Source organism: Flavobacterium tagetis (assembly GCF_016735615.1).
GTDB classification, from domain to species: Bacteria; Bacteroidota; Bacteroidia; order Flavobacteriales; family Flavobacteriaceae; genus Flavobacterium; species Flavobacterium tagetis.
This window is the reverse complement of sequence record NZ_JAERSF010000002.1, coordinates 95,618-113,757: the sequence shown is the minus strand read 5'-3', so window position 1 is coordinate 113,757 and position 18,140 is coordinate 95,618. Positions and strand designations below refer to the sequence as shown.

General features: G+C 34.8%; 10 protein-coding genes and 1 tRNA gene. 1 reads left to right on the top strand and 10 read right to left on the bottom strand.

Annotation, left to right across the window (positions count from 1 at the left end):
* Positions 1 to 172: 172 nt before the first annotated feature.
* Positions 173 to 257, top strand: a tRNA-Ser gene (locus tag JI750_RS07835).
* A 151-nt stretch (positions 258 to 408) separates the two neighbouring features.
* On the opposite strand, the gene JI750_RS07830 is transcribed toward JI750_RS07835, so the two are convergent.
* The 10 genes from JI750_RS07830 to JI750_RS07790 all read right to left on the bottom strand — a co-directional run bounded on the left by JI750_RS07830 (position 409) and on the right by JI750_RS07790 (position 17,792).
* Positions 409 to 2,070, bottom strand: coding sequence for a phospholipase D-like domain-containing protein (locus JI750_RS07830; RefSeq protein WP_201999975.1), 1,662 nt, complete (start codon positions 2,068 to 2,070; stop codon positions 409 to 411).
* Positions 2,071 to 2,475: 405 nt separating this feature from the next.
* Positions 2,476 to 3,375 carry an ROK family protein gene (locus JI750_RS07825; protein WP_201999972.1) on the bottom strand — a complete coding sequence of 300 codons (900 nt, stop codon included), beginning with the start codon at positions 3,373 to 3,375 and terminating at the stop codon, positions 2,476 to 2,478.
* 24 nt (positions 3,376 to 3,399) lie between these two features.
* Positions 3,400 to 4,863, bottom strand: coding sequence for a glycoside hydrolase family 125 protein (locus JI750_RS07820; RefSeq protein ID WP_201999968.1), 1,464 nt, complete (start codon positions 4,861 to 4,863; stop codon positions 3,400 to 3,402).
* 6 nt (positions 4,864 to 4,869) lie between these two features.
* The gene (locus JI750_RS07815; protein WP_201999965.1) at positions 4,870 to 7,155 is read right to left on the bottom strand and encodes a GH92 family glycosyl hydrolase; all 2,286 of its coding nucleotides are present in this window, start codon (positions 7,153 to 7,155) and stop codon (positions 4,870 to 4,872) included.
* Between the two features lie 81 nt (positions 7,156 to 7,236).
* Complete coding sequence (locus JI750_RS07810) at positions 7,237 to 9,498, bottom strand: GH92 family glycosyl hydrolase (protein WP_201999962.1); 2,262 nt, start codon at positions 9,496 to 9,498, stop codon at positions 7,237 to 7,239.
* Positions 9,499 to 9,565: 67 nt separating this feature from the next.
* Complete coding sequence (locus JI750_RS21995; RefSeq protein ID WP_236672999.1) at positions 9,566 to 9,799, bottom strand: glycoside hydrolase family 2 protein; 234 nt, start codon at positions 9,797 to 9,799, stop codon at positions 9,566 to 9,568.
* Between the two features lie 45 nt (positions 9,800 to 9,844).
* Positions 9,845 to 11,554 (bottom strand): glycoside hydrolase family 2 protein, encoded by a 1,710-nt coding sequence (locus JI750_RS07805; protein WP_236672998.1) that lies wholly within the window; start codon positions 11,552 to 11,554, stop codon positions 9,845 to 9,847.
* Positions 11,555 to 11,987: 433 nt separating this feature from the next.
* Positions 11,988 to 13,502, bottom strand: coding sequence for a SusD/RagB family nutrient-binding outer membrane lipoprotein (locus JI750_RS07800; RefSeq protein WP_201999959.1), 1,515 nt, complete (start codon positions 13,500 to 13,502; stop codon positions 11,988 to 11,990).
* 11 nt (positions 13,503 to 13,513) lie between these two features.
* Positions 13,514 to 16,606 carry a SusC/RagA family TonB-linked outer membrane protein gene (locus tag JI750_RS07795; protein WP_201999956.1) on the bottom strand — a complete coding sequence of 1,031 codons (3,093 nt, stop codon included), beginning with the start codon at positions 16,604 to 16,606 and terminating at the stop codon, positions 13,514 to 13,516.
* A gap of 175 nt (positions 16,607 to 16,781) precedes the next feature.
* Positions 16,782 to 17,792: a LacI family DNA-binding transcriptional regulator gene (locus JI750_RS07790; RefSeq protein WP_201999953.1), complete on the bottom strand. Its 1,011-nt coding sequence runs from the start codon at positions 17,790 to 17,792 to the stop codon at positions 16,782 to 16,784.
* Positions 17,793 to 18,140 lie beyond the last annotated feature (348 nt).

Below are 18,140 nucleotides of genomic sequence, written 5' to 3'. Positions count from 1 at the left end.
CTATCTAATTACATTGTTTCGTTTCTACCTCACTTTAAAACCTTTACCTTATCAAGGATTTTCTTTTTTTACGCATCAATCATTTTCTTTGTAAATAGTTGCGAAAAAGTTTTCACAATTGAAAAAACAGCTTATCTTTGCACTCGCAATCACAAAATGATAGCGACATACTGGAGAAATGGCAGAGCGGTCGAATGCGGCAGTCTTGAAAACTGTTGACTGTAACAGGTCCGGGGGTTCGAATCCCTCTTTCTCCGCTGAAATTTAAAACCCTTAACTTATGTTAAGGGTTTTTCTTTTATATGCATTTTCGGTGTTAACAAAACAATCAAAACTTTAATAGCAAGAATCGTAGAGTTCTTAAAATGGGATTAATGTCTTATTGATTGTTTTCAAATTAACCCGCATTTAAGAATCAACCTGAGCAAAATATTTTCTCTTTGCTGAATTTGGTGTATTTCCAAAACTTGATTTCCACCAATCATCAGTTCGTAATGGCTTAGGCGCTTCATCAATCTTTCTCCATTCCAATGATTCTCGGAAAGAAAAATGCGAAAACAAACGCATGTACTCTCCAAAATATATATCAGCTATTCTCATATTCCCTCTCACCAATAACATGTTTTCATCATTTTTGACCGTAGAAGCATCACTAAAATTTGCAGAACCAGCTATAACTATAGGATTGTCACTCAACGGATCTATAAGCATAAATTTATTGTGTATATAATTTACATTGCTATTTAATCCAGTGAGCCTTTCTTTTAGCCAGCCGTCAAATTTATTTGTTTTTATAAAATTCCCTACAGCAAAAATATTTTCAGGCATATTTCTAAGTTCCTGTATTTGATTCTCGTCAATAAGCTGTTCTTCTATCTGAGTTTTTCTATATGGACGTGTCTTTTTTTCCATTAGTGCCAAACGAAAGGTGGCCGATGAATTCTTATATACATCTTTAAAAATTTTGTTCATACCAAAGGCAAAAGTCATAAATAAAGCATCTTTTGCCGTCAATGCAAGATTTCCATAATATTTTAAAGCATCAAGATTTTTTCTAGGACTGAACAATACTGATGTACCGATAGGGAGCTCAGCAGGCGGCACAGAACTTATTTCTTCAGTTGAAGACTTCAGCTTCTCGATATCATAATCATTTTCGAGAGCAATCCAATATTTCAAAAATAACTCTGCTATATCTTTATCTCTAACAATGTGAGCAACATTTGAATGCCCGAAAATTCCTCCATCAGAAAAATTAGTTCCGCCTGTCCATACCTCTATTGGTATGTCACCTTCAAGTTTAACTATAAATTTGTTATGAGAAATACCCGAAGGATAAGTTGTTCTAGGAGTGCTAACATCATTTAAACCATATGTAGTTATTAAAGCTTTATTTACATCTCCAGGATACTCTTTTTTTGCGTCATATACTATTTTTATGTCAACACCATTTCCATAAGTATCTTTAATCACTTCTAATAATGGCTCATAATTTAATTCATAAGCTGCAATTCTTAATTTATGTTTATTTGGTTCGCTCGAAGTTATAAATTCAACTAATGCTTCATACACTCCTCTAGACAGCCAATCATAAGCACGATTATTTGGAACTTTATCAGGAGGTAAATTTCCAAATCTTCTAATATACTCTTGCGAAGCAGCTGTACCTCTATTAAAATAGACAATCTGATTATCAACTTTGGGATCTTCAGTTGTAACTTCAACAGTACATTCGGCAAAAGATTTAAGCTCAGTAGGTTTTCCTTTTAATGCTGTAACTTTGTATGTGTAAGTTTTATTAGGTTCAGCACTGTAATCTGCCCATTGAAATATTTGTATCGGATGTTCATTGGAAGAATATAACGAACCTGCAGGAAAACCAGGATCAGTTTCCTCAAAACATTTCATTCCTTCCAAAAATTTTGCTCTACCAGTTTCATCTGTACGCAAAATCGAAAAACCTAATAGTCCATCACATTTTATTTTAGGCAGATTAAACCCAAGAGTTACAACATATGTTCCTGCAATGGCATTTACTTTTAGACCGTCATTTATATTTGATGTTCTCATCTTTTTAAGTTATTAATTATTATTTACTGAAAATAGATTATCAAAAAGTCTTTCAAATTTACCAAAAGGCATCTGTTACAGATTATAATTTATCAATATCTCCTACGACAAATACAATACAATTTTAATCAAAAAAAAGTATCTTTTCACAAGTATTTACACCTGTTTTATCACTAAAAATCAACACCTTAAAAACTTTAAACAAATTTTCAATAAAGCCACATCTCTACTATCTTAGGAGTGAGCTGAATGTAATAGCTCTGAAATCTCAAACATAAAAAAGCCTTTAAATACAGATATCTAAAGGCTTCTTAACAGCTCCTGATACAGAAAAAGGATTTGAAATATTATGCAGTATATAAGTAAAACAAAAAAGGATGAGTTTAAACCTCATCCTTTCTATTTTTAATCGCAAAGAAAACTGACCGCTCCCAATAAGGCCGCAATTTCATTATCATTTGAAATGGAAACTTCGATATTTAAACCAGATTCCTGAATTGTTTTATTAAATGAGAGTAAAAACAAATCGCTTGCATTGGCAATTTTTCCTCCAATAATAATATGATCTGCTGTAAAGTTTTTAATCCACGGAATTGCAACTGTCGCTAAATCCTCTCCCATTCTTTCGAATACACGAATTGCCTGCTGATCTCCGTTTTTTGCTAGATTATATAATTCTAAGCCATTATTAAGACCTGTATTGCTTAAAGATTTATAATGTGATAAAAGACCCCTAACTGACACATAATCTTCTGCTATTCCGTCTTTATAAGTCAGATTGTATATTTCGCCATCAGGTGGAACAGTATTTCCCGAACTTATTGATGTTCCTTTATCAATAAAACAAGCTCCTAAGCCTGTTCCTAACGTTACGGCCATTACTTTCTTAGAAAGATTTTCCTGCTGTTTAAAAACCTCTCCTTTCCCAAAACAAACTGCATCATTTTCAAAAAGAACTGGAAAATCTGAAGGAAAACCAAGAGTTTCCAAAAGCAATTCTCGAATGTTTAATCCGTAAAAATGTTCGTATTTAGACTGGTCTTTAATCCAGCAAATGCCAGTTTTATAATCAAATGGTCCGGGCATACAAATCGCAATTCCTGTAACATCTTTAATTTTTGAATTTTCAATTGAGGCGCTGATTACTTTTTTCCAGATATTCATAACCTGATCTACTGGCAGATTTGAATCAAAAGATTCTTTACAGAGCGAATGGTCAAGAACTTTCATTTCTGTTTTATTAATAACCGCAGCTGTAATATGCGTTCCTCCTATATCTAGCCCAATGGCATGAGATGTATTCATTTATGTTTATTTAGCTTTTTAGTACTAGATATTTTTGTCTTTTAAAATTTGAGGATAATGAATACTGGTGTGTACAATCATTTCGCCAAATAATGTATTCGCCCAAGCAAACCATTTACGAGTAAATTTATTCACGTCATCTTTATGGAACGATTCGTGCATGAATCCAGTATCGGCGTTTGTTTTAATTAAATTACTTATACAGGCCTTTATTTCTTTTTCGTCTACACTTGTAATGGCTCTCAAAACAATACTCATTGGCCAAATGGTATCAACTCCTGTATGCGGACCTCCAATTCCTTCTCCTGCTTTTCCTTTGTAGAAAAACGGATTATTCTCTGACAACACTATTTTTCTTGTATTTAGATATAATGGATCATTTGGAGCAATCGCGCCTAAATAAGGCAATGACAATAGAGACGGTACATTGGCATCATCCATCATGTGGAAACTGCCGTATCCGTTTACTTCAAAAGCAATAATTTTTCCGAATTTAGGATGATTGATAATTCCGTGTTCTTTAAGGCCATTCTGAACCTCATCTCTTAATTTTGTGGCTTTAGCTACTAAATCATTGTCTTTTAAAGCTGGGAGAGAGAAAATTTCAATCAGATAACCTAATATTTCAATAGCGAACATATTACTCGGAATTAGATAGCCAAATAATGTAGAATCGTCACTTGGTCTAAAAGTCGAAACAATTAATCCGCAAGGTTTTACTGGATAGCCGTAACCGCCTAACGGAACGCCATCTGTTGCCCAAGCCGTCTGACGCTGAAAACTATAAGGACCGCCTTTTCCATCCATTCGCTGTTGCTCTTTAAAAGTCTGTAGAACTAAGAGCATGGCTTCTTTCCACTTGGCATCAAATAAACTGATATCTCCCGTTTCTTTCCAATATCCGTGCGCTAGTCTAACGGGATAGCACAAACTGTCAATTTCCCATTTTCTTTCATGAATTCCGGGCTGCATTTTGGTAAGGTCATTTTTCCATTCGCTTTCCTTCGTAAAATCTTTATAAAAAGCATTTGCGTATGGATCTAGCAGAATACATTTCGCTTGACGATTAATTACACCTTTTACCAGTTCTGCCAATTTCGGATCTTCTTTTACAAACGGAATATAAGGCCAAATCTGCGCTGTACTGTCTCTAAGCCACATGGCATCGATGTCTCCCGTAATTACATACGTATCTGGTTTTCCGTCGATAATTTCAAAATCGACCGTTGTATCTAATGTATTTGGAAAACAGTTTTCGAATATCCATGCCAATTCAGGATTGCCGATTTGTTTTTTAATGCGTACGATAGCAGCTTCAATTGCTTTGCTTGTAAATTTTCTTTCGGCAACAGGAGGCCTTTTCGAAACAAAATCTTTTAATGGAAACTGAAAAGTATCTGAATTAAACCCAAAAGCTTCTGTTTGAAGTGCCAATAATCCTGCTGAAAAAATGCCTGCATTTTTTATAAATTTTCTACGTGACTGCATATCTTTTTATTTTGAAGTTGAATAAGAATATGGGTATGCTTCTTTTGTTGTGCCTCTTTTATAATTAGGAGAACTGGTCATATCAAAATTTAATTCGCCTCCTTTTAATACATCAAAATGATTGATGTAATTTTTAGAATGAAGAACATTATCCCATTTTAATTCGTTTACATATTTGTTAGTTTCTGAATTACTCGGCGCATTGATAATAAGCTGTTTTCCGTTTTCTAACTGTAAAGTCGTTTTCTTAAACAAAGGCGCTCCCAAAACATATTCGTCTGTTCCTGGACAAACAGGATAAAATCCCATGGCTGAGAAAATATACCATGCAGAAGTCTGTCCGTTATCTTCATCTCCGCAATAGCCATCTGGAGTTGGTTTGTACAAACGATTCATGACCTCTCTTGACCAATATTGCGTTTTCCAAGGTTCGCCAGCATAATTGTACAGATAAATCATGTGCTGAATTGGCTGATTTCCGTGAGCATATTGTCCCATATTCATAATCTGCATTTCGCGGATTTCATGAATGACAGCTCCATAATAACTGTCATCAAAAAGCGGCGGCATTGTAAATACAGCGTCTAATTTTGCCGTGAAATTTTTATCTCCTCCCATCAAATTAATCAAACCTTGAATGTCGTGAAAAACGCTCCAACTGTAATGCCAGCTGTTTCCCTCGGTAAAAGCATCTCCCCATTTAAACGGATTAAAATTGGCTGGAAAACTACCGTCTTTATTTCGTCCGCTCATTAATCCTACTGATGGATTATAAAGATTTTTATAATTCATCATTCGTTTTTCATACAAACTGATTTCTTTTTTCGGACGATTTAATGCTTTTGCCAGTTTCCAAATCGTAAAATCATCATAAGCATATTCTAGAGTTCGCGCTGCATTTTCGTTGATTTTCACATCGTACGGAACATATCCTAAAGTATTGTAATACTGAACTCCTTTTCTGCCAACAGCTTCCAAAGGTCCTTCGTTATTCGCTCCGTGCAATAAAGCTTCATACAAAGTATTGATGTCATAACCACGTAATCCTTTCACGTAGGCATCAGAAACTACAGAAGCCGAATTATTTCCAACCATTACATTTCTAAAACCTGGACTTGACCATTCTGGCAGAAATCCGCCTTCTTTATAATCGTTGATTAATCCTTCCTGCATTTCTTTGTTTATAGAAGGATAAACCAGATTCAACAAAGGATATAAGGCACGAAAAGTATCCCAAAATCCAGTTCCTGCATACATGTATCCCGGAAGAATTTTTCCGTTGTATGGGCTGTAGTGCACAATTTTTCCATCTTTATCAATTTCGTATTGTTTCTGAGGAAAGCAGACTGTTCTATACAAACATGAATAAAAAGTCTTTAGTTGATCTGCATTATTATCTTCAACAGCGATTTTCCCTAGAACTTTATTCCATTCCGCTTTAGATTGCGAAACCGTTTCTTCAAAAGTTACTTTTCCCAGTTCGTTTTTCAGATTCAATTCGGCCTGCTCCTGACTTATAAAAGAAGATGCTACTCTAACATTTACTTTTTCTCCTTTTTTGGTTTGAAATCCAACAACTGCTCCTACATGATTTCCTTCTGCTTCCAATTTTTCAACAGTCAAAACTTTGTCAATCCAAGTTGAATTGGTTTCAAATTTCTTATCAAATACGAGCACAAAATAGTTCTTAAAATTTTGAGGAACTCCACCACTGTTGCGCGTTGTATAACCTATTATTTTATTTTCTGACGGAATTATTTTGATGTAAGAACCTTTATCGAATGCATCAATTACAATAGAAGATTTTTCATTTTCTGGAAATGTAATCTGAAAATGCGCCGCTCTTTCTGTTGTTGTAATTTCGGTTGTAACATCATGATCAGCAAGATAAACGCTGTAATAATATGGCTTTGAAACCTCAGCTTTATGACTGAACCAGCTCGCGCGTTCATCTTCAGCGAAGGCCAATTTACCTGTAACCGGCATAATCGAAAACTGACCGTAATCGTTCATCCAAGGCGAAGGCTGATGTGTTTGTTTAAACCCTTTAATTTTTTCTGCGTTATACGTATAAGCCCATCCGTCGCCCATTTTACCCGTTTGAGGCGTCCAGAAATTCATTCCCCACGGTCTGCAAATTGCGGGATACGTATTTCCGTTTGAAAGATTATGCAGTGATTGCGTTCCCATTAACGGGTTTACATATTCCACAGGATCTAAGGCTTTTACCTGTGCATTTAAAAAAAGACAGGACTGTACTATTCCTAAAAAAATTAAACTTTTTATTTTCATATTCTTGTGAATTGTATTTTGTAAGATGTGAAATGTAAAGTGTGATATGTTTAATTGCATCTCACATTTTACTTTTCACTATTAAAACGGTCTATCTTCTTTCTTAACTCCAAATGTCGTTGATGGCCTGTTTTCCATATATAATTTCAGTTCACCGCCTTTTACGATCATATCATGTGTGATATACGATTTTGTATAGGGTTTTCCGTTATATTCTGCTTTTTGAATATAGATATTTGATGCGCTGTTATTAACCGCAATTATCGTAAACGAAATGTCTTTTTTATGATGAATGACAGCCGTGTTTACCAACGGACTTCCTAAAACATAAATTCCGTTTGCAGGATTAACCGAATAGAATCCCATAGACGATAAAACGTACCAAGCCGACATTTGTCCTAGATCTTCATTACCGCATAATCCATCTGGTTTTGTTGAGTAGAATTTTTCGTCGATTTCGCGAATTAATTCTGCTGTTTTCCAAGGTTGTCCAGCAAACGCATATAAATACGGAATATGATGGTTAGGTTCATTTCCGTGCGCATATTGGCCGATTAAACCGCTGATATCTGGCGAAACATCCTCGCCTTCTACTTTATCAGTTATTAAAAACAAAGAATCCAATTTTGCGATAAATTTCTCTTCGCTTCCAAACAAATCAATTAAACCGTACGGATCTTGCGGAACCAGCCAAGTGTACTGCCATGCATTTCCTTCAACATAATCGTCTTTACGATGTGCAGATGAAAGCGGGTTAAATGGTGTTCTCCAATTTCCGTTTGTTAATTTACCACGCATAAACGTGGTTTCTTTATCAAAATACAGTTTGTATAAATTGGCTCTTTTGGTGAAATAATTATAATCGTCTGTTTTGTTTAAAGCTTTTGCCATCAAAGCGATACAGTAATCATCTATGGCATATTCTAAAGCATTTCCAACAGATTCTAATAGTTTATCAGCTGGAATATATTCCAATTTCTGAACATAATCCATTCCATCGCGGGTCTGCATTGCCGTTTTTTTAATGGCTTCGTATGCTAAGTTGACATCATAATCACGGTATCCTTTTAAATACGCATCAACAATAACGGCTATAGAATGATTTCCGTTCATCGTATTGGTTTCGTTGCCCATTAAATGCCAAACTGGCAATCGTCCTTGCTGCTGATAAATCGCTAAAAACGATTTTACGATATCATTGATTTTTTCAGGCTGTGTAATGGTATATAATGGATGCAGTCCACGATAAGTATCCCAAAGTGAAAAAGTCGTGTAATTGGTAAAATTGGCTTTTTCATAAACCTTTTTATCTGTTCCTAAATAATCTCCATTCGCATCATTAAAAATGGAAGGCGCAAACATCGTGTGATACAATGAAGTATAAAAAACCTTCATTGTTTTGTCGTCTGCTTTTATCTGAACTTTATTCAGTTCCTTATTCCATTTTGAATCTGCCAGTTTTACAATCGCATTAAAATCCCAATTCGGAATTTCTGCTTTTATATTAGCAGATGCGTTTTCTGTGCTAACTGGAGAAATCCCAACTTTTACCAGAATCTGTTTGTTTTTTAAAGTTTTAAAATCTAAAACCGCTTTTATTTTCAAGCCTTCTCCTTCAGTTCCTTTAACTACGGCTGTACTGTCGTAAACCATCATATTTGCGATTGGCTCAGAGAATTCCATAGCAAAATAAATGCGCTGATCTGCCGCCCATCCTGCAGAATATCGATAGCCTTCAATTTTGGTTTCGCTAACTTTTTTAATGAACGTTTTTACTGGTCTGTCCCAGCCGATTCCGTCTGCTAGATCAATTAAAATGTGAGAATCATTAGCATTTTCAAAAGTATATTTATGAAAACCAACTCTTTCGCTGGCTGTTAATTCGGCTTTGACTTTATATTTATCCAATAAAACGCTGTAATATCCTGGTTTTACCACTTCGTTTTTATGAGAGAAATACGAACCGTAACCGTTTACCATATCTTCTTTTGTGCCTTTGGTCAAACTGACTTTTCCGCTGACAGGCAAAACGAGAATATCATTTAAATCTCCAATTCCGGTTCCGCTTAAATGCGTGTGAGTGAAGCCCAAAATGGTATTGCTGGCATAGTTGTAACCGCTGCACCAATCCCAACCTTCAAAAATATTTACTGGTCCCAACTGTACGGCTCCAAAAGGAACATTTGCGCCCACGAATACGTGACCATGCCCAGCCGAACCAATAAGCGGATCTACATATTGCGTGTAATTTATATCTGTTTGTTTTTCCTTTTTCTGCTGTGAAATTATCGGATTGGCAAAAAGTAAACTCAAAGCCAAGAAACCACTAAATACTATTCTCATATATTTTTATTTTTTAATCTGTTTGTTAGAGTCAATGCGGTGCGTCTCTACAAAAAACCTTAGCATCTTAGTACCTTTTCAAAACCTCATACAAAGAATAAATCTTAATTTCAGGTTTCGCAATTTTACCTTCAAACGAAATTGTTTTTTCTTCTCCTGCCTTTAGATCAAAATAATTATCGCTCCATTTTCCATTATAGCCTTTCATCGAAATGCAAACATATTTTGCCATTTTCTGAGCTTTTACAATTATGTTATTTCCTTTTATCTCCCAGCTGATTTTTGGATCTTCTAATGCCAAATCTTTTGGATGCGTAAAATCAGTTTCTGGTTTTATGTCATCTCTCTAGGCTTCTTTTATGGCATACCAAGCCGCTTTTGGCTGTCGGTTGTTGTAATCGGTAATACTCCAACTTGCAACAGGCCAACAATCATTTAACTGCCAGACTAAAGTTCCCATATTATAAGGTGCTTTAGCTCGATGTGTACCGACAATATTTTTTATTGAATAATAATGCATACACTGACTCAAGTATGCATAATCTTCCAGATTCATTTTTTTAATTTTCGAAGCATCGATGAAATATCTGCCGAGATAGGAATCTAATTTTTCAAAACCTTTACCTGCTTTTAAATGTACTTTTAGTATATCTGAATATAAATGTCGATCTTCTGGCGAAGTAAAAGCTTCAATTGAATTATAATTTGGTAAAGACAACATTCCATATTCGCTCACAAAACGTCCAGTTTTTTTATGAACGGCTTCAATATCTTCCAATCCCCACCAAATTCCCCAATAATGACTGTCTCCTTCGGTCACGCTTTTTGCTTTTGACCAATGGTATAATGGCGAAGAGCTTAAATACGGACGTTTACCATCGACTTCTTTTACCCATTTTGGAATACTGTCATGAAATAAACGCGTATAATCTTTCCACAAACGAATTGAATCTTGTTTTGAAATTTTGAAACTTTTCATCCAGCCCCAATTTTTAAAAGCTTCATCAGATTCGTTGTTTCCACACCATAAAACGATGCTCGGATGATGACGTAATCTTTTAACTTGATACTGAACTTCTTTTTTTACATTATCAAAAAAAGCGTCGTCTCCAGGAACCATTGTGCCCGCGAACATAAAATCCTGCCAGACATTTATTCCGTATTTATCGCATAAATCGTAGAAATAATCATCTTCATAAATTCCTCCACCCCAAACGCGAAGCATATTCATATTGGCTTCTTTGGCAGATAAAACTATTTTTTCATATTCTTTTTTGGTCACTCTCGAAAGAAAAGCGTCTGATGGAATATAATTGGCCCCTTTCATGTAAACTGGTTTTCCATCAATTTTAAAATAGAAAGAGCGTCCGAGACTGTCTTTGTCTTGTATCAACTCAATTTTTCGATTTAAAACATACGGTTTCTCAGGTTCTTTTTTGTCGTAAGCTTCAAATCTTGGCGTTTTCCAGATTCCGCAAGTGGTGAATTTTGGTCCCCAATCCCAGCCAAAATGGTATTGCGCTTTGCGAACATAGGCGCGCGGATTGTCTGGAATTACAAATGGATAATCTTTTTTAGCCAACGAATCGACTACATTTTGTGCCGATTGAAATACGATTCGCAAATCGTTATTTCCAGATTTCAAGACTTTTTTAACGTCAACTCGCCATTGACGGAACATATTATCGGCTTTTAAAACTAGCTGATTATTTACGTAAACTGATGCGTAAGTATCTAATCCGTCAAAAACTAATTCTGTATTTTTCTTTTTCAGCATATTTGCCGAAACCTGAAAAGCCGTTTTATATTCCCAGTTTTTGCGTTCAATCCATTGCAATTTTTTCTCGTTATCTCTGTAAAATGGATCGGGTATTAATTTACTGTTTAGCAAATCGGTATGAATTTCTCCTGGAACATTGGCTGGATACCATTTTTGTGTTTTCTCTTCACGATACGTCCAATTATTTTTTAAATCAACACTTTGTGCAAAAGCAATTGATGTAAAAGTTGCCACAAGTAGACATATTAGCCAATGAAGTTTTTTTTGATAATTCATTTTACGGAGTACTATTTTAATACCTTCTAAAATTACTAAAAAAGGTAAGTAATTTGGCAGTTTTAGAGAAGGAAAGACTGACCGCACTATTCCTTCTCTTGAAAATTTATTCTTTGTTAGTAACTCTAAAATACAACTAGAAATATCTTCTTTACCACTGCCTTATGCTTTATTTTGATTTTGATGTGGATTGTTTTTAAACTCAAATAATTGAAATAAACTTTAAGTATAGTATTTTGAAATTTTAAATACAGAAAATAAAATCCATCTTTTTCAGCAGAACCAAATTTGTTTTATGCGAAAAAAAGGGTATTTGAATCTGTAAAATAACTTTTCAAATATTTGCTTTTCAGATCAATCAATTGCAGATTTTAAAAATAAGCCGGGTATGCTCATTACCCGACTTATTTAAACTAACCAACCAATTTAAAAATTATTTATCCCACCAGATTCTTGTGGTCATTAAATCTAAACCTTGACGTTGAATTGCTGCTTTATAATTAGCCTCATTTGTAATAAGTTCTGACTGATCATAAATTAATCTTCTTGGAATTGTTCCTTGAGTTTCTCCCGTTGGGTCATTAACCGGAACTAAAACTGGATAACCTGTTCTTCTGTATTCTGAGAATGCTTCAAAACCGTTGAATAATAACACAATCCATTTTTGCGTGATAATCTGTTCGATTTTCTGCGCTTCTGTTCCTGCAGATTTAAATGGATATGTTGTAATGTAAGTGTTGTATTCTGCTAATGAAACTGCTGGCACTTTATCTCCAAAAATGGTTAAAATATTCATCGCCGCTCTTACTCCATTTTCATAATAAGTCTGAGCCGACCCGCCTACATTCCATCCTTTTACTGCTGCTTCTGCCAATAAAAACTGAACCTCAGCATAAGACATAATTAATGTTGGAGCATCTAAACGCAATACTGTAGAAGTATTTGGATCTGAGAACAATTTTTTATCTCCACCAGGAAATTCTTTTGCATCATTTGCCAAACCTTGCTGGCTTGCCGGATTATTGTCTCCTGTTGCTTCCAGTTTTGCATAAATTCTTAAACGAGGATCGTTGGTGTTTTTCAACATATCGATAAACGTTTTACTGAATTTAATGTTAGATTCTCCTCCGTTCAAATCGTTTCTAACCCAAGATGATGTAATTGGATTGGTTTTAACTCCAGCAGGACCTGCATCATGTTTTAAAACCAAACTGTCATCGTTTGAAGTGAAAACTCCTTTTGCATAAGCTTTTTCTACAAATTCTTTTGCTTTTGCAGGATTTACTTTAGACAGACGCATTGCAACTCTTAACATTAAAGAGTTTGCCAGTTTTTTCCATCTTGCAACATCACTTTGGTAATACAAATCGGCATTTCCAACAAATGGTTTTCCTGCATCAAGTGCAGTTCCAGCTTCGTCCAATTCTTTCAAAAGGTCATTGTAGATAGCTTCTTGCGTATCATATTTTGGAGAAAATACGTTTCCGTTGTATCCTTTTCCAGCTTCAAAATAAGGAACTTCACCATAAGTATCCGTTAATTTTTGGAACAAGAAAACTTTCATGATTCTACATGCTTGAATCATATTTGAGTTTTCTGGCGTATTTTCTACTACAGACAATAACTGGAAAATCTGATTTAATCCTTTTCCGTAAGTTTCTCCAAAAAGCGCTGCAGAATACTCAGAAGAGTAAGTGTATTTTGAACCTGGTCCTCCAAGCGAAGAAAACTGCTGCACAATTTGTGCTGCGTATAAGTTGTTTCCTCTTGTGTTAGAAAAATCCTGTCCGTCTACATAAATCTCAGCAAGCGTAAACATAGATTTTACAGCTGGATCTGTTAAAGCATTTGGATTCTTATTCATTTCTTCGAATCCTTTATCGCATGAAGCTAATGTCAAAGCACCAACAATTGCGACACAAAATATTTTGATATATCTATTTTTCATCTTTTTTAGAATTAGAATTTGACATTAAGTGCAAAACCATAGTTTCTTGTCAAAGGCATTGAAGCTCTTTCCATACCTTGTGCATTACTGTTTGAGTAATTTGACTCAGGATCGATGTTTGGAACTTTGTCATAAATAGTCCATAAATTGTGAGCTGAGAATGCTAAACTAACAGACTGGAATGGCGTTTTTTGCAAATATGCTTTTGGAAAATTATAAGCAAATGAAATTGCTCTAAGCTTAACAAAATCAGCATCGTAAACAAAGTTTGATGTTACATCACTGTAACTTCTCCAGTAATCGTAAGCCGAAACTGTTGTGTTTACAGGATTTCCGTTAACATCTGTACCGCTTACTGCTACACCGCCTTCACGACCTGGAAGTGTAATTTCAGATAATCCGTAACGTGTTCCTAACTGGTTTGTAGCCGAATAGATCTCACCTCCAAATTTAGCATCAACAAAAACAGAAAGAGTGAAGTTTTTATATGAAAAATCATTTGAAAGTCCCATAGATGTTGGCGCAACACCTTGTCCTGCAATAATTAAATTTCCTCTTAAGAATTTTCCGTCTGTGCCAAGCACTATATTTCCATTAGCATCTCTTAAATAATCATAAGCTTTGATCACTCCAAATGGCTGTCCTTTTTCTAAAACTACATTAGCTCTTCCGTCTCTGTTTCCTTCTAATGTTTTCGTCGTAATTTTATCAGAAAGATTTAAAACTTCACTATGGTTATAAGCAAAATTGTAACCTACGTTCCAAGAAAAACTTGGCGTCTTAACGGCTTTAACATTAATAGCAAACTCAACCCCTTTATTTAGGATTTCTCCAACGTTGATTTTTGTAGTTCTATATCCTGAAGCTTGAGAAACATCGGCATCAGTAATATCATTTGTAGTTTTTTTGCTGTAGAAAGTCAAATCTGTACTCACTCTATTATTGAAGAAGGTGTTTTCAAAACCAAACTCAATTGTGCTTACCTTGTAAGGCTTTAAAGTTCTGTTTGGAATTGTTTCTCCATTTACACCCAAAATAGGCTGTCCTAACGAATCTGTTTGTCCATCTGGCGTAGTATAAGTCAATGCTAAAGCATAAGCTTCTGGCAATGCACCTCCAACGTTACCCCAACCTGCTCTAACTTTACCATAAGAAATCCATTCTGGAAGACCGATAACTTCAGAGTAAATAAAACTTGAACTTACAGAAGGATAAAAAGTACTATTATTTGACGGATCTAAAGTTGAGAACCAATCTTCACGACCTGTTAAACTAAGAAACAAATAATCTTTGTATCCAAGATCTGCTGAATAAAAAAGAGAGTTTACTTCACTTTCTGAGAATAATTTTTCTGTTTTATCAGGCTGTGTATTTCCGTAGAAATATTTGAACGGAACAATAAAATTGTTTCCTTTCATCTTGATACCGCTGTATCTATTATGCTGACGGTTTGCACCAATAAAAGCATCCAATGAAAAATCTTTAGCAATATCTCCTTTGTAACCTAAGTAACCAGAAGCATTTACTTCAGAACGAGTTTCAATTCTGTTTTCGATAGATCCGCCTGGGCTGTAATTTATTCCTGTAGGCTCAATTTCAGTATATTCATAATTAATATCATCAATACCAATAACAGCTTTAGCATAAATTTTATCTGTAATGTTGTAATTCACTTTTGCCGATCCGATGAAACGTTTTCTAAGATCATCATTTAATGGAGATTTAGTAGCAAAATAAGGATTTGTATGATATACGTTTGCTCCAAAAAAGTCTTCTTCACCTCCATTTGCATCATACGGATTGCTTATCCATCTGATATCTGTTCCCGGAGTCATAAAAGTCGTTGGGAAAGATGGGTTTCTTGGCGAATCATTTAAGTACGGACGATTATGGCTTTTCTCAGAAATATACTGAGCATTACTTTCTATACTGATTCTTTTATTTGGAGCCGAATTTAAACTCAAAGCCACATTGTTTCTTCCAAAAGTAGTTTCTGGCAAGATAGATTCGTCTTTTGTATTTCCGAAAGATAATCTAAAGTTTGTTGATTCATTTCCGCCAGAAATTGCTAAAGTATTGCTGAAAGAATATCCAGTTCTATAGAAATTCTCCACATTATCTTTTCCATAAGCTTGATACGGTCTTGTTTTTCCATCAAGTGATAATGAAGGCGTTCCGTCGTATTTATCTCCCCAAGCAAAATAATAAGAATCTCTAAGTTCCTGTAAATTGTTAAATCTAGTTGGCACACCGTTCGCATTTGGAGCTCCTGCACCATATTGATCTTGCCATTTTAAAAGACTTGCAGGTGTGTTAAAAGAAGAATTTGTACTAAAATCTACTCCTATTCCTGTTCCATTTTTACCCTTTTTAGTTGTAATTAAGATAACACCATTTGATCCTCTGTACCCATAAAGAGCAGAAGCGGCACTACCTTTAAGTACAGACAGCGAAGCAATGTCATCTGGATTGAAAGAAGACATACCATCTCCTTTATCTGCACCTCCCCACATACCAGCATTTCCTTGCTGTGTATTGTCAATCGGAATTCCATCTACAACATACAAAGGCTGGTTTAATCCTGATGCAGAAGTCGCACCACGAATTACCACACGGCTTGAACCTGATGGCCCTGTAACTGGAGCCGAAACGTTTACACCGGCAATTTTACCCTGCAAAGCATTTCCTAAATTGATTTCTTTATTTTTTGTCAGATCATCGCCTTTTAATTCTCCAACGGCATAACCTAAACTTTTCTTTTGTTTTTTAACTCCAAATGAAGTTACAACAACATCTTTCAATTCCTGTTTAGATTCAACCAGTGCAACAGCAACTCTAGTTTCTTTTCCCTGAAGTACTATTGACTGCGATTGAAACCCGATCGAAGACACATTAAGCGTAACTTTACCTTCAGGAACATTCATTTTAAATCTCCCTTCAGCATCTGTAACAGCGCTAAATGGTTTTCCTTGAACTTCGATTGATGCAGCAACAACTCCCTTGTTCTCTGCATCTGTAACTATACCGGTTATTAATCGATTTTGCGCGGCAGCACTTAAACTGCTAAGCAATATCACTCCTAACACTACTAATATTCGTCTCATAAGCTTTTTTTGGTTATTGGTTTTGATTTCGTTTGTGTTTTGTTGTTAAGTGTTTGTTTTTAAAATAATTAATAAAAAATTGTACTCTGTTTGCAATATCACAGCAAGATGCTTTTGCAAGCATAGCTGTTTTTCTGTTTAACTAAAACGTTTTAGTGGAATGGTTAAAAAATTTTTAAACTGATTCTCTTATTATTAAAGAGCCCTTTTTTAGAATTTTTTCAATTTTATAATCTTCAAAGTTTGTCATCTGGCTCATCAGCAACTGTATGGACTTAACTGCTATGTCTTCTATGGGTTGGGCAATTACAGATATCGTTGGTGTATGCAGTTTAAAGCTGTCATGATCATCAAAACTGATAACTGAAATGTCATCTGGAATTTTGTACTTCAAATATCTAAAAGCCTGGAGTCCTGCCAAACCGAGGTAGTTTGCTAAAAAAAGGACGGCATCTATCTCTTTATTTTTTTCAAAGAAATGTATAATAGCTTCTACTCTGCTTTGTTCATTTGCATGATAATCTAAATGAAGCGTAAAATTTTCGTTATAAATCCCTTCTTCTTTTAGCGCTTCAACATATCCTTTTTCTCTCAATTTCATCTGAATCATTCCAGACTCATTATTCACAACCGCAATATTTTTTCTTCCTTTATCAATCAAAAACTTAACAGCCGAATAAGATCCTTCGTAATTGTCCATCACGACATGACTTACTTTTTGATTGGCAAAATATCTGTCTATTAGCACCACTGGCTTTTGCATTTTTAAAAGCTGTCCGATTGTTTTTTCCAGATTTCGAGTTGGTGTAATAATAAACCCTTCTACATTTGCTTGTAAAAGGCTCTGAACTAATTCTTCAGAACGCTCATTATCATCGCCTGTACTGCAATAAAAAACTCTATAGTTTATGTTTTTGGCTTCGTCTTCTATCACTCTAGCCAGATCAGCAAAAAACTGATTGGATATATCTTCAACAATAAGTCCGATTGATCTCGTTTTTCCTGTTCGTAAACTGCTCGCAATCATGCTTGGTTTATACTGCAGCTTTTGCGCTACATCTTGAACCTTTTTGATTACCGTAGGACTAATTGCCATTTTTTCGCCTTTCCCATTGATAACAAAAGACACAGTCGAAATAGAAACTTCTGCCTGTTTAGCAATATCTCTAATTGTAATCTTTTTCATCTAGCAAAAAATTTATAGTTACATATTTTAGTACATCGCAAATATATGCAAGTGAAACTTACAAAAACGTTTTAGTAAAATTTTTTTTCAATAAATCTCTTTTTTATATGCGAAATAAAATGAAAAATTTAGCAAATACTAGATTTATCTGAGTTATTGTCATTTTGACTTTTAATATCGATTTAATGATTTTTATGCCGTTTTAATTGAAATATTAGACATTTAACAACCTTTTTTTAATATCATTTTTCGAAAAAAAAAGTTCAAAAAAATCCAAAATTTCTCTAGAAACGCTGTTTTCAGAAAAACAAAAAAAACTCCAGTACAAATAAATCAAGAAGTGTTAGT

Excerpts from the sequence above, each read along its gene's own strand:
- JI750_RS07830 (WP_201999975.1), bottom strand. The coding sequence starts at position 2,070 with ATGAGAACATCAAATATAAATGACGGTCTAAAAGTAAATGCCATTGCA.
- JI750_RS07825 (WP_201999972.1), bottom strand. The coding sequence starts at position 3,375 with ATGAATACATCTCATGCCATTGGGCTAGATATAGGAGGAACGCATATT.
- JI750_RS07820 (WP_201999968.1), bottom strand. The coding sequence starts at position 4,863 with ATGCAGTCACGTAGAAAATTTATAAAAAATGCAGGCATTTTTTCAGCA.
- JI750_RS07815 (WP_201999965.1), bottom strand. The coding sequence starts at position 7,155 with ATGAAAATAAAAAGTTTAATTTTTTTAGGAATAGTACAGTCCTGTCTT.
- JI750_RS07810 (WP_201999962.1), bottom strand. The coding sequence starts at position 9,498 with ATGAGAATAGTATTTAGTGGTTTCTTGGCTTTGAGTTTACTTTTTGCC.
- JI750_RS07805 (WP_236672998.1), bottom strand. The coding sequence starts at position 11,554 with ATGAATTATCAAAAAAAACTTCATTGGCTAATATGTCTACTTGTGGCA.
- JI750_RS07800 (WP_201999959.1), bottom strand. The coding sequence starts at position 13,502 with ATGAAAAATAGATATATCAAAATATTTTGTGTCGCAATTGTTGGTGCT.
- JI750_RS07795 (WP_201999956.1), bottom strand. The coding sequence starts at position 16,606 with ATGAGACGAATATTAGTAGTGTTAGGAGTGATATTGCTTAGCAGTTTA.
- JI750_RS07790 (WP_201999953.1), bottom strand. The coding sequence starts at position 17,792 with ATGAAAAAGATTACAATTAGAGATATTGCTAAACAGGCAGAAGTTTCT.